General features: G+C 71.5%; 22 protein-coding genes. 17 read left to right on the forward strand and 5 right to left on the reverse strand.

Translation table 11 applies throughout. The annotated features are described in order from the left end of the window. The 3 genes from N801_RS09465 to N801_RS09475 all read right to left on the reverse strand — a co-directional run. On the reverse strand, positions 1 to 482 hold a 482-nt coding region (locus tag N801_RS09465), incomplete at its 3' end, for a formate dehydrogenase accessory sulfurtransferase FdhD (protein ID WP_035936825.1). Beyond that, positions 482 to 2,764: an FdhF/YdeP family oxidoreductase gene (locus tag N801_RS09470; protein WP_035936945.1), complete on the reverse strand. Its 2,283-nt coding sequence runs from the start codon at positions 2,762 to 2,764 to the stop codon at positions 482 to 484. The genes N801_RS09465 and N801_RS09470, both read right to left, overlap by 1 nt. Positions 2,765 to 2,784: 20 nt before the next feature. After that, a complete protein-coding gene (locus N801_RS09475) occupies positions 2,785 to 4,032 on the reverse strand; it encodes a kynureninase (protein WP_084108594.1) in 1,248 nt (415 codons plus the stop codon). A gap of 72 nt (positions 4,033 to 4,104) precedes the next feature. On the opposite strand from N801_RS09475, the gene N801_RS09480 reads away from it, so the two are divergent. Together N801_RS09480 and N801_RS09485 are read left to right on the forward strand one after the other, a co-directional pair. Then, positions 4,105 to 5,757 (forward strand): LuxR family transcriptional regulator, encoded by a 1,653-nt coding sequence (locus N801_RS09480; protein ID WP_052112811.1) that lies wholly within the window; start codon positions 4,105 to 4,107, stop codon positions 5,755 to 5,757. A gap of 95 nt (positions 5,758 to 5,852) precedes the next feature. Then, positions 5,853 to 6,908 (forward strand): class I SAM-dependent methyltransferase, encoded by a 1,056-nt coding sequence (locus N801_RS09485; protein WP_035936827.1) that lies wholly within the window; start codon positions 5,853 to 5,855, stop codon positions 6,906 to 6,908. On the opposite strand, the gene N801_RS09490 is transcribed toward N801_RS09485, so the two are convergent. Continuing rightward, positions 6,887 to 7,447, reverse strand: a complete 561-nt coding sequence (locus N801_RS09490; protein WP_245618336.1) for a GNAT family N-acetyltransferase — start codon at positions 7,445 to 7,447, stop codon at positions 6,887 to 6,889. The two genes, N801_RS09485 and N801_RS09490, sit on opposite strands and share 22 nt — an antisense overlap. 205 nt (positions 7,448 to 7,652) lie before the next feature. On the opposite strand from N801_RS09490, the gene N801_RS09495 reads away from it, so the two are divergent. The 15 genes from N801_RS09495 to N801_RS09565 all read left to right on the forward strand — a co-directional run bounded on the left by N801_RS09495 (position 7,653) and on the right by N801_RS09565 (position 24,097). After that, entirely contained in the window at positions 7,653 to 8,822 is a 1,170-nt protein-coding gene (locus N801_RS09495; RefSeq protein ID WP_211254700.1) for an ABC transporter substrate-binding protein, read from the forward strand. 2 nt (positions 8,823 to 8,824) lie between these two features. Further along, complete coding sequence (locus tag N801_RS09500; protein WP_211254701.1) at positions 8,825 to 9,808, forward strand: carbohydrate ABC transporter permease; 984 nt, start codon at positions 8,825 to 8,827, stop codon at positions 9,806 to 9,808. After that, the gene (locus N801_RS09505) at positions 9,805 to 10,707 is read left to right on the forward strand and encodes a carbohydrate ABC transporter permease (RefSeq protein ID WP_084108599.1); all 903 of its coding nucleotides are present in this window, start codon (positions 9,805 to 9,807) and stop codon (positions 10,705 to 10,707) included. Before N801_RS09500 ends, N801_RS09505 begins: the two co-directional genes overlap by 4 nt. A gap of 60 nt (positions 10,708 to 10,767) precedes the next feature. Next, positions 10,768 to 11,718 (forward strand): glycoside hydrolase family 43 protein, encoded by a 951-nt coding sequence (locus N801_RS09510; protein ID WP_169744240.1) that lies wholly within the window; start codon positions 10,768 to 10,770, stop codon positions 11,716 to 11,718. Between the two features lie 151 nt (positions 11,719 to 11,869). Beyond that, entirely contained in the window at positions 11,870 to 13,723 is a 1,854-nt protein-coding gene (locus N801_RS09515; RefSeq protein WP_169744241.1) for a family 43 glycosylhydrolase, read from the forward strand. Positions 13,724 to 13,751: 28 nt separating this feature from the next. Continuing rightward, entirely contained in the window at positions 13,752 to 14,363 is a 612-nt protein-coding gene (gene pdxT / locus N801_RS09520; protein WP_211254703.1) for a pyridoxal 5'-phosphate synthase glutaminase subunit PdxT, read from the forward strand. 190 nt (positions 14,364 to 14,553) lie between these two features. Continuing rightward, positions 14,554 to 15,324, forward strand: a complete 771-nt coding sequence (locus N801_RS09525; RefSeq protein WP_035936837.1) for a YebC/PmpR family DNA-binding transcriptional regulator — start codon at positions 14,554 to 14,556, stop codon at positions 15,322 to 15,324. 123 nt (positions 15,325 to 15,447) lie between these two features. After that, a complete protein-coding gene (gene ruvC / locus N801_RS09530; RefSeq protein WP_035936839.1) occupies positions 15,448 to 15,960 on the forward strand; it encodes a crossover junction endodeoxyribonuclease RuvC in 513 nt (170 codons plus the stop codon). Then, a complete protein-coding gene (ruvA, locus tag N801_RS09535; protein WP_035936842.1) occupies positions 15,957 to 16,562 on the forward strand; it encodes a Holliday junction branch migration protein RuvA in 606 nt (201 codons plus the stop codon). The genes ruvC and ruvA overlap by 4 nt, the downstream gene beginning before the upstream one ends. Beyond that, the gene (ruvB, locus tag N801_RS09540; RefSeq protein WP_245618337.1) at positions 16,559 to 17,737 is read left to right on the forward strand and encodes a Holliday junction branch migration DNA helicase RuvB; all 1,179 of its coding nucleotides are present in this window, start codon (positions 16,559 to 16,561) and stop codon (positions 17,735 to 17,737) included. The genes ruvA and ruvB overlap by 4 nt, the downstream gene beginning before the upstream one ends. A gap of 180 nt (positions 17,738 to 17,917) precedes the next feature. Then, positions 17,918 to 18,217, forward strand: coding sequence for a preprotein translocase subunit YajC (yajC, locus tag N801_RS09545; RefSeq protein ID WP_035936845.1), 300 nt, complete (start codon positions 17,918 to 17,920; stop codon positions 18,215 to 18,217). Positions 18,218 to 18,227: 10 nt separating this feature from the next. Next, positions 18,228 to 20,057: a protein translocase subunit SecD gene (gene secD / locus N801_RS09550; protein WP_245618339.1), complete on the forward strand. Its 1,830-nt coding sequence runs from the start codon at positions 18,228 to 18,230 to the stop codon at positions 20,055 to 20,057. Beyond that, complete coding sequence (secF, locus tag N801_RS09555) at positions 20,054 to 21,235, forward strand: protein translocase subunit SecF (RefSeq protein WP_035936851.1); 1,182 nt, start codon at positions 20,054 to 20,056, stop codon at positions 21,233 to 21,235. The genes secD and secF overlap by 4 nt, the downstream gene beginning before the upstream one ends. A 3-nt stretch (positions 21,236 to 21,238) precedes the next feature. Beyond that, the gene (locus tag N801_RS09560; RefSeq protein WP_035936854.1) at positions 21,239 to 21,796 is read left to right on the forward strand and encodes an adenine phosphoribosyltransferase; all 558 of its coding nucleotides are present in this window, start codon (positions 21,239 to 21,241) and stop codon (positions 21,794 to 21,796) included. A 9-nt stretch (positions 21,797 to 21,805) separates the two neighbouring features. Further along, positions 21,806 to 24,097, forward strand: coding sequence for a RelA/SpoT family protein (locus tag N801_RS09565; RefSeq protein ID WP_035936857.1), 2,292 nt, complete (start codon positions 21,806 to 21,808; stop codon positions 24,095 to 24,097). A 305-nt stretch (positions 24,098 to 24,402) separates the two neighbouring features. Here N801_RS09565 and N801_RS09570 read toward each other — a convergent pair whose 3' ends face one another. Next, positions 24,403 to 26,187: a DUF349 domain-containing protein gene (locus N801_RS09570; protein WP_035936859.1), complete on the reverse strand. Its 1,785-nt coding sequence runs from the start codon at positions 26,185 to 26,187 to the stop codon at positions 24,403 to 24,405. Between the last annotated feature and the right edge of the window lie 2 nt (positions 26,188 to 26,189).

Genomic DNA, 26,189 nt, shown 5'->3' on the forward strand with positions numbered 1-26,189 from the left:
TGCGCGCCGCCCGTGCGGTCGAACAGCTCCTGCCGGCCGCGAAGCTCCTCCAGCGCCGACGCGACGGCCCCGGCGGCCCACACCACCTCGGGCGGGCGGGCGGCGGTCGCCGCCTCGACCGCCTCGACCGCCGTCGTGCCGCACAGCCCGCAGCCCCCGAGCGAGGCGAGGTTGCGGGTCGAGGTCACGGCCTCGCCGGCCGCCGGTCGCGTCACCTGGACGTCGAGCACGTTGAGGCTGTCGAGGTCGGAGCAGAACCGGGCCGAGCGCACGTCCTCGCGGGCGGCGATAACGCCCTCCGCGCGCAGCAGACCGTGCGCGAGGTCCACGTCGTGCCCGGGCGTGCGCATGGTGACGGTGAAGGTCGTGCCGCCGACCCGGATCTCGAGCGGCTCCTCGCCGGCGACGGTGTCGATCGCGCGTGTCGTGGCGCCGTCGAGGTCGATCCGCACGACCTTGTGGCGCGAGCTGACCCGGCCCATCAGCGGGGCTCCAACCGGACGACGACGGACTTCGAGGTGGGGGTGTTGCTGCCGCGGGCCGTCGAGTCGAGGGGGACGAGCACGTTGGTCTCGGGGAAGTACGCCGCAGCGCACCCCCGGGCGGTCGGGTAGGCGACCACCCGGAACCCGTCCGCCCGGCGCTCGGTCAGCTCGCGGTCGCCGTCGACCCCGCGCCACTCCGAGACGATGTCGACGAGCCGACCGTCACCCAGCCCGAGCTCGACGAGGTCGGTGGGGTTGACGAAGACCACGCGGCGCCCCCCGCTGACGCCGCGGTAGCGGTCGTCGAGCCCGTAGATCGTGGTGTTGTACTGGTCGTGGCTGCGCACCGTCTGGAGCAGCAGCCGGCCGGGCGGGCAGTGCGGGTACTCGAGCGCGTTGACGGAGAACCGGGCCCGACCCCCCTCGACGTGGAACTCGCGCTGGCGCGGCGGCAGCGGCAGCTGGAACCCGCCCCGACCGTCGAGGCGCTCCTCGAAGTCGTCGAACCCGGCCACGACCCGCGAGATGTGGCCCCGGATGCGGCGGTAGTCGCCGCGCAGGCCGGACCAGTCGACGGAGGAGTCCGGCAGCACCCGCCGGGCGAGCTCGCAGACGATCGCCACCTCGCTCAGCAGGGTGTCCGCCGCCGGGGCCAGCCGGCCACGGGAGGCGTGGACCATGGCCATCGAGTCCTCGACGGTGACGACCTGCTCGCCGCTCAGCTGGACGTCGCGCTCCGTGCGACCGAGCGTCGGGAGGATGAGGGCCTCGGCACCCGTGACCGTGTGCGAGCGGTTGAGCTTCGTCGAGACGTGGCAGGTGAGGTCGGCCGCCTCGAGCGCCTTCTCCGTGACGTCGCTGTCGGACATCGCCCGGACGAAGTTGCCGCCCATGGCGAAGAAGACCGTGGCCCGCCGGTCACGCAGCGCCCGCACGGTGTCGACGGCGTCGACACCGTGCTCCCGCGGCGCGGTGATCGAGAACTCGGCGTCGAGGGCGTCCAGGAAGCCCGACGAGGGTCGTTCGACGATCCCCATCGTGCGGTCGCCCTGGACGTTCGAGTGGCCGCGCACCGGGCACACCCCCGCACCCTCGCGCCCGATGTTGCCCCCGAGCAGGAGGACGTTGAGCATCTCCTGGATCGTCGCCACCGCGTGGCGGTGCTGCGTGATGCCCATGGCCCAGCAGACGATGACCCGCTTCGCGCCGGCCACGTCGTCGGCGAGGGCGCGGATCTCGGCCTCGGTCAGCCCGGTCGCCGCGAGGGTCTCGGGCCAGTCGAGCGTGGCACGGGCCTGCGCGTACGCGGCATACCCGCTGGTGTGCCGTTCGACGAACTCGTGGTCGACCGCCCCGCGCTCGAGCAGCAGGTGCCCGACGGCCTGGAAGAGCGCCTGGTCGCCGCCGAGGCGCACGCCGAGGTGGCGGTCCGCGAGCGGGGTCCCGCTGCCGACGACACCCTTGACGGTCTGCGGGTTGCGGAACGTCATGAGCCCGGCCTCGGGGAGCGGGTTGATCGCGAGGATCCGGGCGCCACCCTCCTTCGCGGTCTCCAGGGTCGAGAGCATGCGCGGGTGGTTCGTGCCCGGGTTCTGGCCGGCGACGAGGATGAGGTCGGCGGAGGTGAGGTCGTCGAGCGTCACCGTGCCCTTGCCGATGCCGATCGTCTCGAGCAGCGCGTTGCCGCTGGACTCGTGGCACATGTTCGAGCAGTCGGGCAGGTTGTTGGTGCCGAACTCGCGCACGAACAGCTGGTACACGAACGCCGCCTCGTTGCTCGTCCGTCCCGACGTGTAGAAGATCGCCCGGTCGGGGTCGTCGAGGGCGCGCAGGTGCCGGGCGACGACGCCGAGCGCCGTCTCCCAGGTGACCGGCTCGTAGTGGCTGGCGCCCACGGGCTTGTGCATCGGGGTGGTCAGCCGACCCTGCTGCCCCAGCCAGTGGTCGGAGCGCTCCCGCAGCTGCGCGACCGAGTGCTCCGCGAAGAAACCGGGCTCGACGCGTCGTAGCGTCGCCTCCTCGGCGACGGCCTTGGCGCCGTTCTCGCAGAACTCGGCCCGGTGCGACTGCGCGGGATCCGGCCAGGCGCAGCCGGGGCAGTCGAACCCCTTGTCCTGGTTCATCCGCAGCAGCGTGCGGGCGGTGCGGACGACCCCCATCTGCTCGACGGCCATCGTCATCGCCCGGGCGACCGCCGGCACTCCCGCCGCGCTCGTCTTCGGGGGACCGACCTCGAGGTCGGCGTCGCCCCGGTCCTGCTTCGCAGGTCTGCGTGCCATGCGGCCCATTCTCCCTCGGCTCACGTCACCGCGGCGCGGGAGCGGTGCTCCGGCCGCTCGAACTCGCGCCCCGCGAGGACGTCGCGCAGGTGCACGGCCGCGGCGAGGGCGTCCTCGTGCGAGAGGTACAGCGGCGCGAACCCCAGCCGGACGATGTTCGGCTCACGGAAGTCGCCGATGACGCCGCGCGCGATGAGAGCCTGCACGACGGCATACGCGTCGGGGTGACGCAGGCTGACCTGCGAGCCCCGCCGGTCGTCCTCGCGGGGGGTCGCGACCGGGAGGTCGACGCCCAGCGCGGCGATCGCGTCGACGAAGAAGGCGGTGAGCGACAGCGAGCGTCGGCGCACGTCCGCCATGGACAGGCCGTCATATGCCGTGAGCGCGCCTTCCAGCGCGGCGATCCCGAGCACCGGGGGTGTTCCCACGCGGGCCCGGGTGATGCCGTCGGCGGGCGTGTGGTCGGGGGACATCGCGAACGGGGTCGCGTGACCGTTCCAGCCGAGGATCGGGTTGACGAACGCGTCGAGGTGCTGCGGCGCGACGAAGATGAACGCCGGTGCGCCGGGGCCGCCGCTGAGGTACTTGTAGCCGCACCCGACCGCGAAGTCCGCGCCGCCGTCGGTCAGGCCGACGTCGACGACCCCGGCCGAGTGGCACAGGTCCCAGCAGGACAGCGCGCCCGCGTCGTGGGCCGCCACCGTGAGCGCGGCGAGGTCCCACAGCTCACCCGTGCGGTAGTCGACCTGCGAGTAGGACGCGAGGGCGACGTCGTCGGAGCCGCGCAGCCGAGCGACGGCGTCGGCGGGGGAGAGCAGCTCGAGGGTGAGGCCGAGCTGGTCGCAGACGCCGCGGGTGACGTGGACGTCGGTGGGGAAGGAGTCGGGGTCGGTGAGGACGACGCGTCGGCCCGGGCGCATCCGGGCGGCGGCATGCACCGCCTTGTAGAGGCTGACGGTCGTCGAGTCGCCCACGACGACGGTCCCGGCCGGGGCGCCGACGAGCCCGGCGATGCGGTCGCCCACCCGCTCGGGGGCGGACCACCACGCCGAGTCGTTCCAGGCGCGGATGAGCTGCTCCCCCCACTGCCGCGACACGGCGTCGGCGGTCGCCTCGCGCGCGGCCCGGGAGAGGGCACCGAGGGAGTTGCCGTCGAGGTAGACGACCCCGTCGGGCAGCTCGAACGCGTGGCGGCGGTCGGTCGCCACGTGCTGGGTGTCGAGGGCCCTGGCCTGCTCGGCCAGCGAGGTGAGGACGTCGCTGCTCATGTCCGGAAGCATGTCACCACCTTCGCTGCCGGTCGTACGCTGGAGTGTGCGACTCCACCGGGGGAGGCGCTCGTGACCGAGGCCCTCCACCCCGACGACACGTCCGTGCGGCGCGCCGACACGGGCGACTGGCGGGCGCTCGTCGAGCGCCTGGAGGCCGAGAGGGCCGCCCTCCGCGAGCACGGTGCCGACCTCCCGCTCGACGAGCTGCGACTGCTCGCCGAGGGCACGTGGTGGCTCGGCGACGGTGTGCGGTCGATGGCGCTGGACGAGGAGGTCTACCGCCGGCTCGACGCGGAGCAGGAGCCGGTCGCGGCCGCGCAGCAGGCCCTCGACCTCGGGCTCGAGTGGGTGACCCGGGGGGACGTCGTCATCGGGACCGCGTGGCTCGCCCGCGCGCAGCGCCTCCTCGAGGGGCTGCCGGAGTCGGTCGCCCACGGGTACCTGCTCTACGTCGACGCGACCTACGAGCTCGACGTCCACGGAGACCCGACATCGGCGCAGGAGGCCGCCACGCGGGTCGAGGCGGTCGCGCGCGAGCACGGCGACTCGGCGCTGCCCTGCTTCGCTCGCGTGCTCGAGGGCTTCGCCCGGGTGCGCGAGGGTCGCACCGCCGACGGCTTCCGGGCCCTCGACGAGGCGATGCTCGAGGTGATCGCGGGCCACGTGCCGCCGCGGTGGGCGGGCGACATCTACTGCACCGTCATCCACGTGACCCACGAGCTCGGCGACTGGGCGCGGATGCGGTCGTGGACCGACGCCCTCGAGCGCTGGGCGCTCCCGCTGTCACGGACCTTCATGTACGCGACCGTCACGCGGGTGCACCAGCTCCAGCTCGTCAGCGCCGAAGGCGGGTGGGACGAGGTCGTGGCCGAGATGGAGGGGCCGAGCCGGACCCTCGTCGGGTCGCACGGCTGGCTGGCCGGCGCCGGTTTCCAGGAGCTCGGTGACGTGCTCCGGTGCCGCGGCCGATGGGAGGACGCAGCCGCCGCCTACCGCCGCGCTCGCGAGCTCGGCATCGACCCGCAACCCGGTGAGGCGCTTCTCGCGCACGCGTCCGGGCGGTCGGCCGAGGCGGCGACGGCCCTGCGCGCGGCCGTGGCGGGCCGGGGCACGCTGGAGCGCGCACGGCTCCTGCTCCCGTCCGTGGAGGTGGGCCTGGCATGCGGCGACGTCGACCTCGCGGAGACGGCGGCGACCGAGCTCGCCGCGACCGCGAAGCGGTACGACACCGCCGGACTACGGGCCGGGGCCAGGCACGCCGAGGGGCTGCTCGCGCTCTCCCGTGGTGAGCACGAGGACGCCGCGGCTGCCCTCGAGGCCGCCCTGGCGGAGTACCGGAGCCAGGGACTTCGGTATGCCGTGGCGCGCGCCCACGAGCACCTCGCGACCGCGCGGCGGGGGTTGGGACGGGAGCGCGCAGCCGATGCCGACGCGGTGACGGCGCTGATGATCTACCGCGAGCTCGGCGCCCGACCGGACGTGCAGCGCCTGACGGTGTCGGACCGCCCGGGCGGGCTCACCGCCCGCGAGGAGGAGGTCCTCTCCCTCGTCGTCGAGGGCGCGAGCAACCGGGAGGTGGCGCAGCGCCTCGTCATCAGCGAGAAGACGGTCGGGCGCCACCTCGCCAACATCTTCGCCAAGGTCGACGTCGGCTCGAGGACTGCGGCGGCCGCGTGGGCGCACGAGCACGGCATACATGGTTCGCCCCAGGGGCGCGGCTGAGAGCTGCATGGTTCGGCCGATGCGGAGCGCTCCGGTGGGTTCCTAGCGTCGTCGTCACGGGCACGAAGGCCCGTCCCGACGCAAGGAGCAGCACCATGAGCACCATCGAGCAGGAGGCGCCGGCCATCGTCGAGCGCCTCGTCCAGGTCCTCAACGACGGCGCGATCGCCGTCCTCGCCGGCATCGGTCACGACACCGGCCTCTTCGAGACCCTCGCCACCCTGCCGCCGGCCAGCAGCCAGCAGGTCGCCGACGCCGCGGGGCTCGACGAGCGCTACGTCCGCGAGTGGCTGGGGGGCGTCGTCACCGCGGGTCTCGTGGACTACGACGCGGCCACGGGGGAGTACGCGCTCGGCGAGGAGAACGCACCCTTCCTCACCGGGCCGAGCGCCGACAACCTGGCCCGCAGCATGCGGCTCATCGGCCTGATGGGGTCCGTGTCGCCGCTCGTCGTCGACCGGTTCCGCACCGGCGGCGGGCTGAGCTACGACGACTACCCGAGGTTCGTCGAGATCCAGTCCGAGGACTCCAGGGCGGTCAACGACGGCTCGCTCGTCGACACGATCATCCCGCTCACCGGCCTCGTCAACCGGCTGCACGACGGGATCGCCGTCGCCGACGTCGGCTGCGGCGCCGGACACGCCGTGAACCTGCTCGCCCGGGAGTTCCCGCGGAGCCGTTTCTGCGGCTACGACTTCGGCGCCGAGGCGATCGCCGTGGCGCGTGAGGAGGCACGGGAGTGGGGGCTCACCAACGCAGTGTTCGTCGAGTGCGACGTCGCCACCGGGATCGACACCGGTGCCTTCGACCTCGTGACGGCCTTCGACGCCATCCACGACCAGGCGCACCCGGCGCAGGTGCTCGCGAACATCCACAGCGCGCTGCGTCCCGGCGGGACGTTCCTCATGGTCGACATCAACGCCTCGAGCCATCTCGACCGCAACCGTGACCTGCCGTGGGCGAGCTTCCTCTACGGGGTCTCCCTCGTGCACTGCATGTCGGTGTCCCTCGGCCAGGGCGGGGACGGGCTCGGGACGGTGTGGGGTGTCGAGCTCGCCGAGCGGATGCTGCACGAGGCGGGCTTCGGCGAGGTCACGAGGCACGAGATCGAGGCCGACCCGTTCAACGCCTACTTCGTGGCGCGGGCCTGACCCACCTGTGGACCGGCTGCCCCCGTGGGCGCGTCGAGGACCATGAACGCGAGGTCCGGCCGGTGGTCCGGCAGCCAGGCGGGGCGGGCCGTGCCCAGCGTCCGCCACCCGCGTCGTCGGTAGAACCACCCGGCGCTCGTGTCCTCGCCGACGACGTCGAGCATCGGGGTCAGCCCGCGACGGTCGATGTCGGCCAGGGCCGTGTCGAGGAGCAGGCCCCCGATGCCGGAACCGCGGCGGTCACCGGCGACGAAGAGCACCGAGACCTCGGCCACGCCCTCGGACGGCCGCCCGGTCGCCCGCGCCCAGTCCTCGGCCATCCGCGCGTCGGCCAGCGACGTGACGGAGACGTGGCCGACGACGGTGTCCTCTTCGACGGCCACCCAGGCGGCGAGCTCCCCCGGGCGCACGATGAACTCCTCGGGCGGGAACGGCAGCGGCCACCGCTGCGGGTAGGAGGTCTCCGCCTGCTGGGCGCCGAGCAGCTCGACCAGCGGCGGCAGGTCCTCGGGTCGGCGTTCACGGGTCGTCACGGGCACCCGAAGATCGTAGGTCGCCCGCACCCGGCGGCCGTCCACCTCCCAGGACCTGTCTCGCCGCCTGCTGCTCGGTTCGTTCGGTGCCATCGGCGCGAGCGCCGCCCTGTCCGCCTGTTCCGGCGGGACCAGCACACCGCCGGGCGCGGCCGCTCCGTCGAGCGGCGCCTTCGGTGAGGGCGACAAGTACGACGGCCCCAAGGTTGCCGTGGCCTTCTGGAACGGCTTCACCGGCGGTGACGGCCCGTTCATGAAGCAGATGGTGGACGCCTTCAACAAGGAGAACCCCAACGTCACCGTGGCGATGAACACCCTCCAGTGGGGCGACTTCTACCCCAAGGTGCCCACGGCGGTGGCCTCCGGGGCCGGGCCCGACGTCGCGATCATGCACATCGACCAGCTCGCCACCAACGCCGCGCGGCGGGTCATCGTCCCGCTCGACGAGATCGCGACGGGGCTCAAGCTCGAGGAGGCCGACTTCGCTCCGGTGGTCTGGAATGCCGGCGAATACAAGGACCAGCGCTACGGCATTCCGCTCGACATCCACCCGCTCGGCTTCTACGTCAACAAGGGCCTCATGACGAAGGCCGGGATCACCGAGATCCCCACCGACCGGGCCGGCTTCGAGGCGGCCGTCACGGAGCTCAAGGGCAAGGGCGGCGTCGCCAACCCGTTCTGGGTCACCGCCACCTGGCCGGCACACCTCATCTTCACCTCGCTCATCGCCCAGTTCGGCGGCAGCATCTACGACGAGGAGGGGGCCAAGGCCACCTTCAACTCCGACGCCGGCGTCGAGGCGCTCGAGTGGATGACGAGCTTCATCGCCAAGGGCGACAGCCCCAAGAACGTCTCCAACGACGCCCAGGCCGTCGCCTTCCGGCAGCAGCGCAACGCGCTCACCTTCGACGGCATCTGGATGATGAACGAGTGGGCGAAGGTCGCGGGCCTCGAGTGGGAGGCGGCCAAGTTCCCGACCATCGGCGACAAGCCGGCGGTGTGGGCCAGCTCGCACAACTTCGTCGTCACGAGCCAGGCGGCCAAGGACCCCAACAAGCTCGCCGCGTCGCGGGCGTTCATCTCCTACATCTCCAACAAGTCGCTCGAGTGGGCGAAGTCCGGACAGGTGCCGGCCCGCAAGAGCGTGCGTGACTCCGCGGAGTTCAAGGCGCTCAAGGTGCAGTCGGTCCTCGCGGAGCAGCTGCCGGACGTGCAGTTCCCGCCGTCGGTGCCGGGCATCGGTGACGTCACCACGCCGACGTACGAGACCGCGGTCAACGAGGTGGTCCTCGGCAAGAAGCAGGCGAAGGCCGCGCTTGACGAGGGTGCCAAGAAGGCCGACTCCCTGCTGAAGGCCAACCAGTCCAAGTACCAGGCCTGAGCATGAGCGCGCTTGCGCCCGTTGCCGCCCAGGCCCCTCCCGAGGAGGGTCGGCGCGGCAACGGGCGGGCCCCCAAGGCCGACCCCACCGTGATGCGAGCGGGGCTCGGGACCGCACTGCTCTTCCTCGGGCCGTACCTGATCCTCTTCGCGACCTTCATCCTCGGACCGATCCTGTACGGCCTGTGGATCAGCCTGCACCAGTGGGACTTCCTCCTGCCCGGCAAGCCCTTCGTGGGTTTGAAGAACTACGGCGACCTCATGACGGGAGGGTCGACGACGTCGGGGCCGTTCTGGAACTCGATGCGGGCGACGGGGATCTTCACCCTGCTCAGCGTCCCCCTGCTCATGGTGCTGCCGCTCGCCCTGGCGGTCGCGCTCAACAAGAAGTTCCGGGGCCGCAACGTGGTGCGGGCGATCTTCTTCGCTCCGTACGTCCTCGGTGTCGCCGTCATCGGGCTGCTGTGGCGCTACCTGCTCGACCCCAACGTTGGGGTCGTCAACTACTACCTCGACCAGATCGGCTTCGACCGCATCCCGTTCACGACCGCGACGCCGTGGGTGTGGCTGGCGCTCGTGGTGCCGACCATCTGGTGGACCGCCGGCTACAACATGGTGATCTTCCTCGCGGGGCTGCAGGAGGTCTCGCCCGACCTCTACGAGGCCGCCGAGCTCGACGGCGCGAGTGCGTGGCAGCGGTTCCGCCACGTCACCCTTCCCGGGCTGCGTCCGGTCACCATCTTCGTGCTGACGATCACGATCCTGGCCTCGGCCAACGTCTTCGGCCAGTCCTACCTCATCACCCAGGGTCAGCCCGGTGAGGAGACGCGAACGGTGATCATGCAGATCGGTGAGGAGGGCCTGCGCCGGTTCAACATGGGAGCAGCGTCTGCCATGAGCACGGTGCTCACGCTGGTGCTGCTCCTCATCAGCCTGCTCAGCCTCTCGTTCCTGCGGGAGCGCACCCCGAAGGAGGCGAAGGCATGAGCGCGCACGCCGCGGACGTCGAGGTCACACCGGCTGACGAGCCGAGCAGTGCGCCCTCGGGTGGGGCCGAGCCCGAAAGCAGGTCGCGCTCCCCGTGGCGAGCGATCTTCCTCGGCCTGCTCAGCCTGCTCTTCCTCGCGCCCCTGCTCTGGATGGCCTCGACGTCGCTGAAGTCCACGGCCGAGGTCTCGCAGGCAGAGCTGAGCTTCCTCCCGGGCGAGGTGAGCACCGAGGGCTACCAGAAGATCCTCGACGCACCCCAGACCCCGGTCGGCACGTGGTTCCTCAACTCGATGCTCGCCGCGACCGGGCAGACCCTGCTCGTCCTCGTCACGGCCACCATGGCGGCCTACGCCCTGGCTCGGCTGTCCTTCCCGGGGAAGAAGGTCCTCACCGGCCTGGTCCTCGCGACGCTCTTCGTCCCGCCGATCTCGCTGCTCATCCCCAACTACGTCATCGTCTCGGAGCTGGGGTGGCTCGACAGCCTCTCCGCGGTCATCGTCCCGGGAGCGGCCGGAGCCTTCGGGGTATTCTTCCTGCGGCAGTTCTTCCTCGGGCTGCCGATCGAGCTCGAGGAGGCGGCGCTCCTCGACGGGGCCAGCCGGTTCAAGATCTTCCTCACCATCATCGTGCCGCTGTCCCGCCCGGCCCTGGCGACCCTGGCCCTGCTGACGTTCCTCAGCAACTGGAACGACTTCCTGTGGCCGCTCTACGTCCTGTTCAGCCCCGAGCGGCTCACCATCCAGCCGGGTCTGTCGACGTTGCAGAGCGCGTACACGACGGACTACGCGACGATCCTCGCCGGGGGAGCGATCGCCAGCATCCCGGTGCTCATCCTCTTCCTCATCAGCCAACGGTTCGTCATCGAGGGCATCGCCCGCGGCGGCGTGAAGGGCTGAGTCGCCATCGCCGACACCAGCGCTGGGCTCGCCGTCGGTGAGCAGCCCGTCTCGCCCCCGGTGTGGGACGGGTACTGCGCCGACCCGTTCGTCCTGCGAACCCGGGACGGTCGCTATGTCATGTACGGCACGACACCCTCGCCCCTGCCCGAGGGACGGGCGTTCCAGGTGCTCGTCAGCGACGACCTCGACCACTGGGACGACGTCGGCGGTGCGCTCGTCGTCGGGGGTGACGACCCGCCAGGGACCGAGTACTGGGCACCGGAGGTCGCGTTCGCCGACGACCGCTACTGGATGTACTACTCCAGCGGGATCGGGGACCAGGGTCACCGGTTGCGGGTCGCCACGGCCACGGATGCCACGGGGCCCTTCGAGGACCTCGGTGTCGTCCTCACCCCGGACGTCCCGTTCGCCATCGACCCGTCGCCCTACCTCGACGGCGACGGGTCGTGGTGGTTGTTCTACGCGACCGACCTCGTCGAGGGAGACCGCCCCGGCACGGTCCTCGCGGTGCAACGCCTCTCCGACATGACCCGTCTCGAGGGAGAACCCACGATCATCCTGCGGGCGAGCGCGGAGTGGCAGCGCTACGAGGCGGACCGGGAGATGTACGGGGGCGTCCACGACTGGCACACCCTCGAGGGGCCGACGGTCATGGATGACGGCGCCGGCGGGTGCCTGCTGCTGTACTCCGGCGGCAACTGGCAGACGCCCGGCTACGGCGTCGCGGTGGCGACCGCGCCCGCACCGCAGGGTCCGTGGCACGAGGACCCTGACCGGGGTCCGGTCGTCACGAGCGCAGGGACCGGTCTCATCGGACCCGGCCACTGCAGCGTGCTCACCGACGGCGACGGCACCCGCCACGTCTTCCTGCACGCCTGGGACCCGACGCTCGAACGCCGGCGTCCCCATCGCCTCCGCCTCCACGTCCACGAGGGGCACGTCAGCGTCGGGCATCCGGACGCACCACCAGAGCAGGACTCCACAGGTGAAGGGAACAGCCATGGGTGAGCACTCGCGAGGGACCGGGCGCACGACGCGGGGCGCGAGGGCGCGCTGGCGCCCTGCAGTGGTGGTGGCGGCGGCTCTCGCCGCGGTGAGCCTGGTTCTCGCCGCACCGGTGAGTGCGTCGCCGGCGCCGACCCAGGCAGCACCTCGTCCCGTGACGACCACCTACGAGAACCCGCTCGCACCCGAAGTGCCGGGCGACGGCACCGTCGACAGCTGCGCCGACCCGATGATCCTCCAGGGCCAGGACGGCGAGACGATCGACGGCGAGCAGGTCTGGTACCTGTACTGCACGACCGACCCGCTGAACGACGAGGACGTCGACGCCAGCGGCGACCCGGTGTTCCACCGGATCCCGATGAACGTGTCCACGGACCTCGTCAACTGGACCTACGTCGGCGACGCGTTCCCCCTCGACGGCGGGGACCTCCCGGCGTGGATCGACCCGACGGCTGCCTTCTGGGCACCCGAGGTCGTCTACTCCAGCGCGACGGACCAGTACTACCTCTTCACCACGGTCACCGAGACGACCGCCGCCGGCGGCGGGTCGGACACCTGCCGCGGCGACAGCGCCATCGGCGTGGCCGTCGCCGACAGCCCGACGGGCCCGTGGACGTGGAGCGACGAGCCGGTCGTCCAGCCCCGCAAGGACCCGGGCGGGGGGGAGTGCTCGTACTTCTGGACCTTCGACCCGGACGTCCTCGGGGACACCGTCACCGACGAGGGCATCCTCTACTACGGCTCCTACTACGGCGGCATGTTCGTCACCGACGTCGTGTTCTCGGAGAGCGGTGTGACCGCCGCGACCGAGACGACCGCGGACGACGTCCGGATCGCGATCGGCAACCGCTACGAGGGCTCCAACGTCGTTCTCAAGGACGGCTACTACTACCTCTTCGCGTCCGCGACGAACTGCTGCAACGGGGCCCTCACCGGTTACAGCGTCTTCGTCGGACGGTCGACCAGTCCCTACGGGCCCTTCGTCGACAAGGAGGGCAACTCCTTCCTCGACGCCAACGTCGGCGGCACTCCCTTCCTCACGATGAACGGCACCCGCTGGGTCGGCACGGGCCACAACTCGGTCTTCGTCGACGAGGGCGGACAGTGGTGGACGGTCTACCACGCCGTCGACCAGGAGGACCCGTTCTACGACTTCGCCACCGGGTTCACCAAGCGCCCGGCGCTGCTCGACCCGGTCGACTGGGTCAACGGCTGGCCGGTGGTGAACGGCGGCGCCGGTGCGTCCGACACGAGGATGCCGGCCCCTGCGGCCCAGGACGGCGAGCGCAGCCGCTACCGCACCCAGCTCGTCAAGCCCCAGGTCGTCGGCGCGCTCCTCGACGGCGACGAGTTCTCCGGCACGACGCTCGACGGCGACTGGTCCTGGGCGGAGGGTCGTGTGGGCGAGGTCAGCGTCTCGGGTGGTCTGCTGCGCTGGGAGGTCGAGCACACCGACCTCTACGTCGACAGCAACACGGCCTCGGTGCTCGTGCGCGACGCACCCTCGGGCGACTACGTCGTCGAGACCAAGGTGCGGTTGACCGGTCTGCCGGATGAGGGCTGCTGCTTCAACTACGCCCAGGCCGGCCTCGTGGTCTACGGCGACGACGACAACTTCGTCAAGCTCACCAGCGCCTCGATCTGGGAGACGCGCCAGACGGAGTTCGCCAAGGAGCTCAACCCGGTGCCGGAGGGCTGGAGCCGATACGGCAACACCGTCGTCGGGCCCCCCGGGGACGACTGGACCTGGCTGCGCATCGTCGTGGAGCGCCTCACGGGCGCCGAGCAGCGTGAGGCGGGCGGGGACACCGAGCGCTACACGGCATACACGAGCCAGGACGGAGTGACCTGGGTGCGTGGCGGTGTCTGGACCCACAGCCTGGGGGAGGACGCCCTCATCGGCCTCGTCTCCATGGGTGCCACCGACCAAGTGACCTCACCGATCACGGCGGAGTTCGACCACGTGCGGGTCTACAGCCTCAAGGGAGGCGCCCGGCCCCGGCCCTGACGTCGGGTGGCGACGGGCCGCACGTACGATCGCGGGCGTGACAGCACAGCCCACCGTCGGAGTCCTCGCCGTCCAGGGGGACGTGCGCGAGCACCTCCGCGCCGTCGAGGCGGCCGGGGCGATCGCCGTCCCCCTCCGGCGGCCCGCCGAGGTCGAGGCCGTCGACGGCCTCGTCATCCCCGGCGGTGAGTCGACGACGATGGACAAGCTCGTCCGGATCTTCGACCTGCGCGACCCGCTCGTCGCGCGTCTGCGGGCCGGCCTGCCCGCCTACGGGTCCTGCGCAGGGATGATCATGCTCGCCGACCGGATCCTCGACGGCCACCGCGACCAGCAGACCCTCGGCGGGCTCGACATCACCGTGCGCCGCAACGCCTTCGGCCGCCAGGTCGACTCGTTCGAGGAGGACCTGCGGATCCGCGAGCTCGGTCCGGAGCCGGTGCGCGCGGTGTTCATCCGGGCTCCCTGGGTCGAGGAGGTCGGTCCCGGCGTCCACGTCCTCGCATCGGTCCACGTCGCCGACGTCGACCACCCGGTCGCGGTGCGCGAGGGGAACGTGCTCGCCACGAGCTTCCACCCCGAGGTCACCGGCGACCACCGCTTCCACCAGCTGTTCGTGGACCTCGTGCGCCGCGCCTGAGAGTCAGGAGCGGCTCGCGAGCCGACCGTCCGTTCCCGAGCCGGAACGACCCGGCTCGGGACGAGGCAGGCGGCTCCCGAGCCTCCGTGGTCGCGCCGACCCAGCCCGAGGCGACACCTGAGGGGGCGGGACGGCATACGACATAGGATCGTCGGCGAACGCCGCACGAACCCCAGCACGAGGAGATCTCTTGTCCGGCCACAGCAAATGGGCGACGACGAAGCACAAGAAGGCCGTCGTCGACGCCAAGCGCAGCAAGCTCTTCGCCAAGCTGATCAAGAACATCGAGGTCGCGGCGCGCACCGGCGGTGGGGACCTCACCGGCAACCCCACGCTCTACGACGCGGTCCAGAAGGCCAAGAAGTCGTCGGTGCCCAACAACAACATCGACAACGCGGTCAAGCGCGGCTCCGGTGCCACGGCCGGCGGCTCCGACTGGGAGACCATCACCTACGAGGGCTACGCGCCCGGCGGTGTCGCGATCCTCATCGAGTGCCTCACCGACAACCGCAACCGCGCCGCCGCCGAGGTCCGCACCGCCCTGACCCGCAACGGCGGCCAGCTGGGCGACCCGGGCTCGGTCTCCTACGTCTTCGACCGCAAGGGAGTCGTCGTCGTGCCCAAGGAGCAGGCCGGGACGGAGCTGAGCGAGGACAGGATCCTCGAGGTCGTCCTCGAGGCCGGGGCCGACGAGGTCAACGACCTCGGCGACGCCTTCGAGATCATCTCCGCGGCGACCGACTTCGTCGCCGTGCGCCAGGCCGTCCAGGACGCCGGCATCGACTACGACTCGGCCGAGGCCTCGTGGGTGCCCAACCTCCAGGTGCCGCTCGACCTCGACGGAGCCAGGAAGATGATCCGGGTCATCGACGCCCTCGAGGACTCCGACGACGTCCAGGACGTCTTCGCCAACGGCGACATCCCCGACGACGTCCTCGCCGAGCTCAACGACGAGGACTGAGTCCGGGGTCTCGCGGGGAGCCGCCGACGGTCCGCACGCCTGCGTGTTGCTGCGCCCCGGCCCCGGCCCCGCTGTGTAGCGTGGCACCGAACACCTGTTCGGTCCCTCAGGAAGGCGGCGCGCGTGCGCGTTCTCGGCATTGACCCCGGCCTCACCCGGTGCGGCCTCGGTGTCGTCGACGGCAGGGCCGGGCGCGCGAGCATGGTCGCGGTCGGCGTGGTCCGCACCCCGGCCGACGCGGAGCCGGCGCAGCGGCTCATCTTCCTCGAGACCGAGCTCGGCGCGTGGATGGACCGGTTCTCGCCGGAGGTCGTGGCCGTCGAGCGTGTCTTCGCCGACACCAACGTCACCTCGGTGATGACGACCGCGCACGCCACCGCGATCGCGCTGCTCACCGCCGGCAAGCGCGGCATCCCCGTCGTGTTCCACACGCCCACCGAGGTCAAGGCCGCGGTCACCGGCAGCGGTCGGGCCGACAAGGCCCAGGTCACCGTCATGGTGACCCGGATCCTCAAGCTCGCCGAGGCGCCGCGACCCGCCGACGCCGCCGACGCCCTGGCGCTGGCGATCTGCCACCTGTGGCGCGGCGCGGCGACGGCGCGACTCGAGGCGCTGGCCAGGGCAGGTGCGCGATGATCTCCTCCCTCTCCGGGCGGGCCGGACACGTGGGCCTGGACCGTCTCGTCGTCGAGGTCGGTGGCGTCGGGATGCTCGTCCACACGACGCCCCGCACCGCCGCCGAGGTCCGCCCCGGTCAGGACGTCACCGTGTCGACGACCCTCGTCGTGCGCGAGGACTCGCTCACGCTCTTCGGCTTCGGCTCCGCCTCGGAGCGCGACATGTTCGAGACCGTGCAGACGGTGTCGGGCGTCGGACCCCGGCTGGCTCTGGCCATGCTGTCCGTCCTCACCCCCGACGAGGTCCGGGCGGCCCTGACCACCGGTGACGTCGCGACCCTGATGAAGATCCCGGGAGTCGGCCGCAAGAGCGCCGAACGTCTCGTGCTCGAGCTCAGGGACAAGGTGGGTATGCCGTCCGCCACGGCGGGTGCCGACGTCACGGCCCCGGCCGCCCCGGTCGGGGACGCGCGTCGCGACCAGGTGGGCGAGGCGCTCGTGGGGCTCGGCTGGTCGGCCAAGCAGGCGACCGACGCGGTGAGCCGGGTGTCGGCGTCGGCCGACCCGGAGGCCTCGGTCGCCGCCCTGCTGAGGATGGCCCTGCGCGAGCTGGGCCGATGAGCGACGCGGCCGACGGGCCGGGCGTGGCCGGCGGGCCGGGCGTGGCCGGCGGGCACGGCTTCCGGTCCGACATCGTCGAGTCCGGTGACGGACGTGCCTTCGACGGCTCGCTCGACGCCACGGCGCGCATCGTCGACGCCGGGGCGGACAATGACGACGAGCGGGTCGTCGAGGCGGCCCTGCGCCCCAAACGGCTCTCGGAGTTCCCCGGGCAGACGCGGGTGCGTGACCAGCTCGGCCTGGTGCTCGAGGCGGCCCGGCGCCGGGGGACCGTGCCCGACCACATCCTGCTGTCGGGCCCGCCCGGGCTCGGCAAGACGACCCTGGCCCTCATCGTGGCCGCCGAGCTGGAGCGACCCATCCGGGTGACGTCCGGCCCGGCCATCCAGCACGCCGGCGACCTCGCTGCGGTGCTGTCCTCGCTCGACGAGGGGGAGGTGCTCTTCCTCGACGAGATCCACCGGATGTCACGCGCGGCGGAGGAAATGCTCTACCTCGCGATGGAGGACTTCCGGGTCGACGTCATCGTCGGCAAGGGCCCCGGCGCGACGGCGATCCCGCTCGAGCTCCCGCCGTTCACCGTCGTCGGGGCGACCACCCGGTCCGGCCTGCTGCCGGCGCCGCTGCGCGACCGGTTCGGCTTCACCGGCCACCTCGACTACTACGACGCCTCCGACCTCACGACGATCCTGCGTCGCTCCGCCGGGCTGCTCGGCGTCGAGGCGGACGAGCCGGGGATCACCGAGATCTCCGGCCGGTCCCGGGGCACACCCCGGATCGCCAACCGGCTGCTGCGCCGGGTGCGCGACTGGGCCCAGGTCCACGGCTCCGGCGCGGTCGACGAGGACGCCGCCCACGCGGCGCTGCGGCTCTTCGACGTCGACGACGCCGGACTCGACCGGCTCGACCGGGCCGTCCTCGACGCCCTCTGCCGGCGCTTCGGCGGGGGGCCGGTCGGGCTGTCCACGCTGGCGATCGCCGTGGGGGAGGAGTCCGACACCGTCGAGACCGTCGCCGAGCCCTACCTCGTGCGCGAGGGCTTCATGGTGCGCACCCCACGAGGGCGCGCGGCCTCCGCCAAGGCGTGGCGCCACCTGGGGCTCACCCCGCCGCGCGACGTCGTCGCCCAAGGCGTCCTGCCCCTCGACGAGGGTCCCGGCCGTCTCGGCGGGTGAGGTCGCCCGGCGAACCGGTGCCACGGCATACGCGGCAGTCCCGGGCACCTCGACCGGGTGTCGCGCGTTGGTCGAGGGTGAACGCGTCACCTATGCTGACCCGACGGCCCGGCGTCGCCCGGGCCGCTGACGCGCCCGGCCCCACAAGGGCCAGGTGAAACCAGACTCGAAGGACTCTCCATGAATTCCGGTGCCGGCTTCGGCAACCTCCTCGTGCTCGCCCTGCCCCTGCTGCTGCTGGCGTTCCTCATGCTCACGCAGCGCAAGCGCGGACGTGAGGTGCAGGCGTTCCAGTCGGCGCTCAGTGTCGGCGACGCGGTCGTGATGACCTCGGGCCTCTACGGCACGATCGTCGTGCTCGACGACAGCACCGCGCTCCTCGAGATCGCCCCCGGTGTGCAGGTGCGCGTCGACCGTCGCGCCATCGGGATGGCCCAGCCCGGCGTGACCGACGCCCCGCCGACCCCCGAGGCCGACTGACATGGCGCAGATGAGCCACGCGAAGTTCGCCCGCCGCGCCCTCGCGGGGATGGCGGTCCTCGCCCTGGCCCTCATGGGCCTGCTCGTCGGGTCGAACCAGTTCGGCGACGGCAGCTACGCCCCTAAGCTCGGCCTCGACCTCGAGGGCGGGACCCAGATCATCCTCGAGCCGCGGGTCACCGGGAACCGGGAGGTCTCGCCCGAGCAGATCGCCCAGGCGCGCGACATCATCGTCCAGCGCGTCGACGCCGGCGGCGTCGCCGGCGCCGAGGTCACGACGCAGGGTGGCCGCAACATCGTCGTGAGCATGCCCGGCACCCCGAGCAAGAGCACCGAGGACGCGATCCGTCGCTCCTCCCAGCTCCAGTTCCGCCCCGTCCTCGCGATCGCCGCCGGCTCCCCGCAGCCGGCGCCCTCCGTCTCGCCCAGCGCGTCCCCGAGCGCGCCGGCCAGCCCGGGCGCCAGCGGCACGGCCACGCCGAGCGTGGCCCCGTCGGCGAGCGTCCCCTCCGCCAACCCGGCGAGCCCGTCGGCCACCAACAACTCCGCGATCCCGGGGGCCCTGACCACCGGGACCACCTCCCCGTCGCCCTCGCCCTCGCCGTCCGCGTCGGCCAGCCCGTCCGCCTCCCCGAGCCCGAGCCCCAGCCCCAGCCCGAGCGGCCCCGCGTCGACGCCTGCCGGTGACCCGTTCAGCCTCGAGCAGATCACCCCCGAGCTGACCGCCCAGTTCACCGCGCTCAACTGCGCCGAGGAGGGGTCCCTCGACGAGCTCGTCGACGACCCCGACAAGCCCATCGTCACGTGTGACGCCGACGGTGCCGCCAAGTACATCCTCGGCCCGGTCGTCGTCTCCGGCGACAAGATCAGCGACGCCAGCGCCGGCTACCAGGTCGGCCCCAACGGCCAGCAGACGAGCCGGGTCGAGATCCAGCTCAACCTCAACGACGAGGGCGCCAAGCAGTACGCCGACGTCTCCAAGAAGATGGTCGTCCTCCAGCAGCCGCAGAACCAGCTGGCCGCGACGCTCGACTCCCGGGTCATCGTCGCGCCGAGCTTCAACGAGGCGATCCTCGACGGCAACGCCAGCATCACCGGCGGCTTCGGCATCGACGAGGCCCGAGACCTGGCCCAGCAGCTGAAGTTCGGTGCGCTGCCGATCTCCTTCGACCTCCAGACACGTGAGCAGATCAGCCCCACCCTGGGCAGCGAGCAGCTCCGCTACGGCCTCTACGCCGGCATCATCGGGCTCCTCCTCGTCGTCCTGTACTCGCTGGCGCAGTACCGCCTGCTCGGCCTCGTCACCGTCGCCTCGATCCTCGTCGCGGGGCTGCTCACCTACCTCGCGATCGCGATCCTCGGGTGGTCGCACAACTACCGGCTCGACATGGCCGGTGTCACCGGTCTCATCGTCGCCATCGGCTTCACCGCGGACTCGTTCATCGTCTACTTCGAACGCATCCGTGACGAGCTGCGGGAGGGGCGCTCGCTCGAGAGCGCCGTGGCCACCGGCTGGGACCGCGCCAAGCGCACGATCCTCATCGCCGACGGCGTCAACTTCCTCGCCGCGATCGTCCTCTACGTCCTCGCGAGCTCGAGCGTGCGCGGCTTCGCGTTCACCCTCGGCCTCACGACCCTGCTCGACATCCTCATCGTCTTCATGTTCACCCACCCCCTGGTCACGCTCCTCGCGCGGCTGCCGTTCTTCCGTGACGGCCACCGGTTCTCGGGTCTGGACCCGCAGAAGCTCGGTGCCGTCAAGAAGACCTCGTATGCCGGCCGCGGCCGGTTCACGACGAAACCGCCCCGTGTCGCGGGCGGCGAAGGGAGCGCGTCGTGAAGTTCTCCGACCTCGGCAACGACCTCTACACCGGGAAGCGGTCGATCCCGGTCGTCCGCAGAAGGGCGAGGTTCTACCTCGTCTCACTGATCCTCATGGCCATCGCCGTGTCCGGTCTGGCCATCAACAAGCTCAACCTCGGGCTCGAGTTCAAGGGTGGCTCGGAGTTCCGGGTGACCAGCACCTCGGTCCCGGGCGACTACGAGGCGACCGCCCGTGAGGCCCTCGGTGCCGCGGACGACTCGCAGGGGGTCCGCGTCTCCAAGCTCGGCGCCGGCACCGTGCGCGTGCAGACCGAGCGGCTCGACGACGTCGAGAGCGCCCGCGTGCGCACCGAGCTCGCCAGGACCTTCTCGGTCGCCGAGGAGAACGTCAGCGCGACCTTCATCGGTCCGTCGTGGGGCGACTCGGTCACCAAGCAGGCCCTGCGGGCGCTCATCATCTTCGTCATCCTCGTGGCCGCCGTCCTGGCGATCTACTTCCGCAACTGGAAGATGGCCCTGGCCGCGCTCATCGCGCTGGTCCACGACCTCATCATCACCGTGGGCATCTACTCGTTCAGCAAGTTCGAGGTGTCCCCGGCCACGATGATCGGCTTTCTCACGGTCCTCGGGTACTCGATCTACGACACCGTCGTCGTGTTCGACAAGGTGCGCGAGAACACCAACGAGGCGTTCGCCAACGGCCGGATGAGCTTCGCGAAGGCGGCCAACCTCGCCGTCAACCAGACCCTCGTCCGGTCGCTCAACACGACGGTCATCGGGATCCTGCCGATCCTGTCCGTCATGGTCGTCGGTGCGATCTTCCTCGGCCCCGGCACGCTGCTCGACCTCGCCCTGGTCCTCTTCATCGGGATCCTCGTCGGCGCCTACTCCTCGATCTTTTTGGCGACCCCGCTCCTCGTGAGCCTGCGGGCCAAGGACGACGCGGTCGTCGAGCTCGACAAGCGGGCGTCACGCTCGCAGGCCAAGCGCGACAGGGAGAGTCCCGCGGTGGCGGCCCCGGCCGACCCTGACGAGGTCGACGTCGACCCGGACCGGGAGGCCGCTCTGGCCACCTCGGCGCCGATGGCGAGCGGCGAGGACTCGGCGACGATCACCGGCCGCCAGGTGCACAAGTACGCCCAGGCCGGGCCGCGCAACCAGCCCAAGCGTCCCCCGAAGTCCCGTCGCAAGTAGCCCGTGAGCGACCTCGACGTGCTGTCCGATCTCATCGCGAGCCGGCTGCGTGACGTCCCCGACTTCCCCCGCACGGGGGTCGTCTTCAAGGACATCACGCCGCTGCTCGGCGACGGGGACGCCTTCGGTGAGGTGGTCCGGGCCCTGGCGGCACGGCATACGCAGGGTGAGAGCCGCGTCGACGTCGTGGCGGGCGTGGAGGCACGAGGCTTCATCATCGGGGCCGCCCTGGCGCACGAGCTCGGCGTCGGTTTCGTGCCGGTCCGCAAGGCCGGGAAGCTGCCCGGCGAGACGGTGCAGTCGACCTACGACCTCGAGTACGGCTCGGCCACGATCGAGGTCCACGTCGACGCCGTGACCCCCGGGCAGCGCGTGCTGCTCGTCGACGACGTCCTCGCGACCGGCGGCACCGCCATCGCGGCCTGGGACCTGCTCACCCGGTGCGGCGCCGACGTCGTCGAGCTCACGACGATCGTCGAGCTGGCCTTCCTCGACGGGCGGGCGGCGATGGGGGAGCGGGCGGTCCACGCGCTGCACGTCGTCGGTGGCGCGGACGCCTAGACTCGCTCCATGGCAGAGGAGACCACGCCGATCCCGGTGCGCAGTGGGGCGTCCGGCTCCAACCGCGCTCGTGCGCGTGCTCGCCTCGCCCGTTTCGGCGGGGTGCGTCCCTCGACGCACCCGGTGCTCGAGCCCCTGCTCACGTCGGTCCGCCTGACCCACCCCAAGTCCGACGTCTCGGTCATCGAGCGGGCCTACGACGTCGCCGAGCGCGCCCACGAGGGCCAGATGCGCAAGAGCGGGGACGCCTACATCACCCACCCTCTCGCCGTGGCGACGATCCTCGCCGAGCTGGGCATGACCCCGCCGACGCTGGCCGCGGCCCTCCTGCACGATACCGTCGAGGACACCGACTACGGGCTGCCGCAGCTCGAGAAGGACTTCGGCGCCGAGATCGCGATGCTCGTCGACGGCGTCACCAAGCTCGACAAGGTCACCTACGGCCAGGCCGCCCAGGCCGAGACCGTGCGCAAGATGGTCGTGGCGATGGCCCGCGACATCCGCGTCCTCGTCATCAAGCTCGCCGACCGGCTCCACAACGCGCGGACCTGGCGCTACGTCTCGCGCGAGTCGGCCCAGCGCAAGGCCCGCGAGACCCTCGAGATCTACGCCCCGCTGGCCCACCGGCTCGGCATGAACACGATCAAGTGGGAGCTGGAGGACCTGTCGTTCCAGACCCTGTACCCCAAGGTCTACGACGAGATCGTCCGCCTCGTCGCCGAGCGGGCGCCGGCGCGTGAGGAGTACCTCGCGACCGTGCGCGACAGCGTCGAGTCCGACCTGCGCGAGGCCAAGCTCAAGGCGACGGTGACCGGGCGCCCGAAGCACTACTACTCCGTCTACCAGAAGATGATCGTCGGCGGCCGCGACTTCGAGCAGATCTACGACCTCGTCGCGGTGCGCGTCCTCGTCGACACGGTGCGCGACTGCTACGCCGCCCTCGGTGCGATGCACGCCCGCTGGACCCCGGTGCCGGGCCGCTTCAAGGACTACATCGCGACCCCGAAGTTCAACATGTACCAGTCCCTGCACACGACGGTCATCGGACCCGAGGGCAAGCCGGTCGAGATCCAGATCCGCACGCACACCATGCACCGCCGTGCCGAGTACGGCGTCGCGGCCCACTGGAAGTACAAGGAGAAGCCGGGCGGTCCGGAGACGCCGTCGACGAGCAACACCGGCGCCAACGACATGGCCTGGCTGCGCCAGCTCCTCGACTGGCAGAACGAGACCGCCGACCCGGGTGAGTTCCTCGAGTCGCTGCGCTTCGAGATCAACGCCAGCGAGGTCTACGTCTTCACCCCCAAGGGGCAGCTCGTCGGCCTCCCCGCGGGCTCGACCCCCGTCGACTTCGCGTATGCCGTCCACACCGAGGTCGGCCACCACACCATCGGGGCCCGCGTGAACGGCCGCCTCGTGCCGCTGGAGTCGCGTCTCGACAACGGCGACACCGTCGAGGTGCTCACCTCCAAGGCAGACGGGGCCGGCCCGTCCCGCGACTGGCTCACCTTCGTCAAGTCGGCCCGGGCGCGCAACAAGATCCGTCACTGGTTCACCCGTGAGCGCCGCGAGGAGATGATCGACAACGGCAAGGAGTCGCTCGTCAAGGCGATGCGCAAGCGCAGCCTGCCGGTCGCGCGCATGTCGTCGGTCGAGTCGCTCACCGGCGTCGCCGAGGAGCTCCGGCTCAGCGGGATCGACGCCCTGTACGCCGCCATCGGCGAGGGGCATGTCAGCGCCCAGCACGTCGTGGCCCGCCTGCTCGCGGCCCAGGGCGGCGAGGAGTCGAGCGAGGACCTCGCCGAGACGACGGTGCCGCGCCCGATCTCCAACCGCCGCCGACGCGCCGGCGACCCCGGCGTCGTCGTCAAGGACATGTCCGACGTGTGGGTCAAGCTCGCCCGCTGCTGCACGCCGGTGCCCGGCGACGACATCCTCGGGTTCGTCACCCGCGGCATGGGGGTCTCGGTGCACCGCCGCGACTGCACCAACGCCGAGTCGCTGCTGCGCCAGGACGACAAGATCATCGAGGTCGAGTGGGCGCCGACGGCGAACAGCATCTTCCTCGTGCAGCTCCAGGTCGAGGCACTCGACCGGTCGGCCCTGCTGTCCGACGTCACCCGGGTCCTGTCCGAGAGCGGGGTCAACATCCTCAGTGCGACGGTGCACACCTCGCGGGACCGGGTCGCCGGGCTGAAGTTCACCTTCGAGATGGGTGACCCCAGCCACCTCGACCACGTCATCCGCAGCGTGCGCGGAGTCGGAGGCGTCTTCGACGCCTACCGCGTCACCCAGACCTGACCCCCGACTTATTGCGCATTCCGGTCGGGCAAACCCGACTGATTGCGCATTCCGGTCGGATCTCGGGAGGCCGTCCGGCCGTGGGACCTGACCGGAATGCGCCATCAGTCGGGGGGTGGTCCGCCGACGCTTCCCGAAGAACTGGCTCGCGAGCCGCGTGGTGCCTCGCGAGCCTCATCGCGAACCGACGTCTTTGCGCCTTCCGGTCACCGCGGAGGCCGACCGGGCGTCGCGATGTGACCGGAATGCGCAATAGGTGGGGTTTGCTGGACCGGTATGCGCAATAAGTCGGGGGGCGGGGGGCGTCAGGCGCCGAACTCGTCGTTCGCGGCCTCGGCCTGCCTGAGCCACACCTGCTGGGACTCGAGGCGGGCCGTGAGGTCCTTGACCTTCTTGTCGTTGCCGGCGGCGGTCGCCTTGGCGAGGTCCGCCTCGATCGTCTCGATCGAGGACCGGAGCTGGGTGACCATCGAGTTGGCGCGGGCCGCGACCTCGGGGTTCGAGGACTTCCACTTCTTGTCCTCGACCTCGCGCACCGCCGTCTCGACGCGACGCATGACCTTCTCGGTCCGCTCGATGTCGGCACGCGGTACCTTGCCGGCGGCGTCCCACTTGTCCTGGATGACCCGCAGCGCCGACTTGGCGGACTCGAGGTCGGTGACGGGGAGGATCTTCTCGGCCTCGACCATGAGGCCCTCCTTGACGGCGAGGTTGGCCCGGAACTCCTCCTCCTCGGCGGCCGACACCTCGTCCTTGGCGTTGAAGAACGCGTCCTGCGCGGCCTTGAACCGCTCCCAGAGGGCGTCGTCCTCGGCTCGTGAGGCACGGCCGGCCTGGCGCCACTGGTCCATGAGGTTCTTGAAGGCGCGAGCCGTGGGTCCCCAGTCCTTGCTGGTCGACAGTGCCTCGGCCTCGCGGACGAGCGCCTCCTTGGCGGTGCGGGCATCCGCGCGGGAGGAGTCGAGCTGGGCGAAGTACGTGCGCCGGCCCTTGTCGAAGTGGTTGCGGGCGTGACTGAAGCGCTGCCACAGCGACGTCTCGGTCGGCTTGTCGAGCTTGACCCCGGCGCGCTGGTGGCCCTTCCACTGGTCGAGGAGGGTGCGCATCCGCTCGCCGCTCTGCTTCCACTGGGTCTGCTCAGGGTTCTGGGCCGCGATGGACTCGGCCTCGGCGACGATCGCCTCCCGCTCGGCCGCGGCCGCGACGCGGGCTTCGGCGCGGGCCGCCTGCTCGCTCTCGCGCTTGGTGCTGAGACCCGCCTCGATGGCGGCGACCGTGGAGTCCAGGGCTGCGAGGTCGCCGACGACCTTCGCCTCCGCCACGTGCTCCTTGAGGGTCGCGAGACCTTCGGCGATCTCCTTGGCGGGCACGTCCGGGTTGCCGAGCCGCTGCTGGAGCAGGTCGGCGGAGGCGGCGATCTCGTCGTACTTGCGGGCGAAGTACTGCAGCGCCTCGTCCGGACCGGCGCCCGGGTAGGAGCCGACCTCGCGCTCCTCCTCGCCGACGGTGACGAAGACGTGGCCCTCGTCGTCGACGCGGCCGAAGCGGGCCGACTCGGAGTGCTGGTGCACGGGGGCCGCCACCGGGGGAGCGGGGCGGGCGGCCATCCGGGAGGCCAGGGCGGCGGGGGAGGGCACCGCGGGGCGAGGCGACGGTGCCGCCGGGGCAGCCGCGGGCGCCGGCTCCTCGGAGGCGGTCTCGACCTCCGCAGGGGTCTCGGCGGGTGCCTCCACCGGGGCCACCTCATCGGTCGAGGTCTCGGCCGCGGGCGCTGCGGATGGCTCGGGCTCGGTGGCCGGCTCCGGTGCGGCGAGCTCGGGCTGGGTCTCGGAAGCGGGCTCCGCTGTCCCAAGCTCAGGTTCCGAGGCCGTCTCCACGGAAGCACCAGGCTCGGGCTCGGTGGCGGTCTCCACGGAAGCAGCAGGCTCGGGTTCGGTGGCCGGCTCTGCTGCCGCGGGCTCGGTCGTGGTCTCGTCGGACGGCGACGGCGACTCGACCCCGGCGGTGACCTCGGTCGCTGCCGTGAACTCCTCGGCGGGCACCTCCATGGTCTCGTCCGGGGAGGTGTTGCTCGTCGTCTGGTCGCTCACGG

Source organism: Knoellia aerolata DSM 18566, from assembly GCF_000768695.1.
Lineage (GTDB): Bacteria > Actinomycetota > Actinomycetes > Actinomycetales > Dermatophilaceae > Knoellia > Knoellia aerolata.

What these genes read in the sequence shown, in the direction of transcription:
- ruvB (WP_245618337.1), top strand. Translation starts at nt 16,559, where the DNA reads ATGAGCGACGCGGCCGACGGGCCGGGCGTGGCCGGCGGGCCGGGCGTG.
- N801_RS09500 (WP_211254701.1), top strand. Translation starts at nt 8,825, where the DNA reads ATGAGCGCGCTTGCGCCCGTTGCCGCCCAGGCCCCTCCCGAGGAGGGT.
- N801_RS09565 (WP_035936857.1), top strand. Translation starts at nt 21,806, where the DNA reads ATGGCAGAGGAGACCACGCCGATCCCGGTGCGCAGTGGGGCGTCCGGC.
- N801_RS09470 (WP_035936945.1), bottom strand. Translation starts at nt 2,764, where the DNA reads ATGGCACGCAGACCTGCGAAGCAGGACCGGGGCGACGCCGACCTCGAG.
- N801_RS09475 (WP_084108594.1), bottom strand. Translation starts at nt 4,032, where the DNA reads ATGAGCAGCGACGTCCTCACCTCGCTGGCCGAGCAGGCCAGGGCCCTC.
- yajC (WP_035936845.1), top strand. Translation starts at nt 17,918, where the DNA reads ATGAATTCCGGTGCCGGCTTCGGCAACCTCCTCGTGCTCGCCCTGCCC.
- ruvA (WP_035936842.1), top strand. Translation starts at nt 15,957, where the DNA reads ATGATCTCCTCCCTCTCCGGGCGGGCCGGACACGTGGGCCTGGACCGT.
- N801_RS09485 (WP_035936827.1), top strand. Translation starts at nt 5,853, where the DNA reads ATGAGCACCATCGAGCAGGAGGCGCCGGCCATCGTCGAGCGCCTCGTC.
- secD (WP_245618339.1), top strand. Translation starts at nt 18,228, where the DNA reads ATGAGCCACGCGAAGTTCGCCCGCCGCGCCCTCGCGGGGATGGCGGTC.
- N801_RS09505 (WP_084108599.1), top strand. Translation starts at nt 9,805, where the DNA reads ATGAGCGCGCACGCCGCGGACGTCGAGGTCACACCGGCTGACGAGCCG.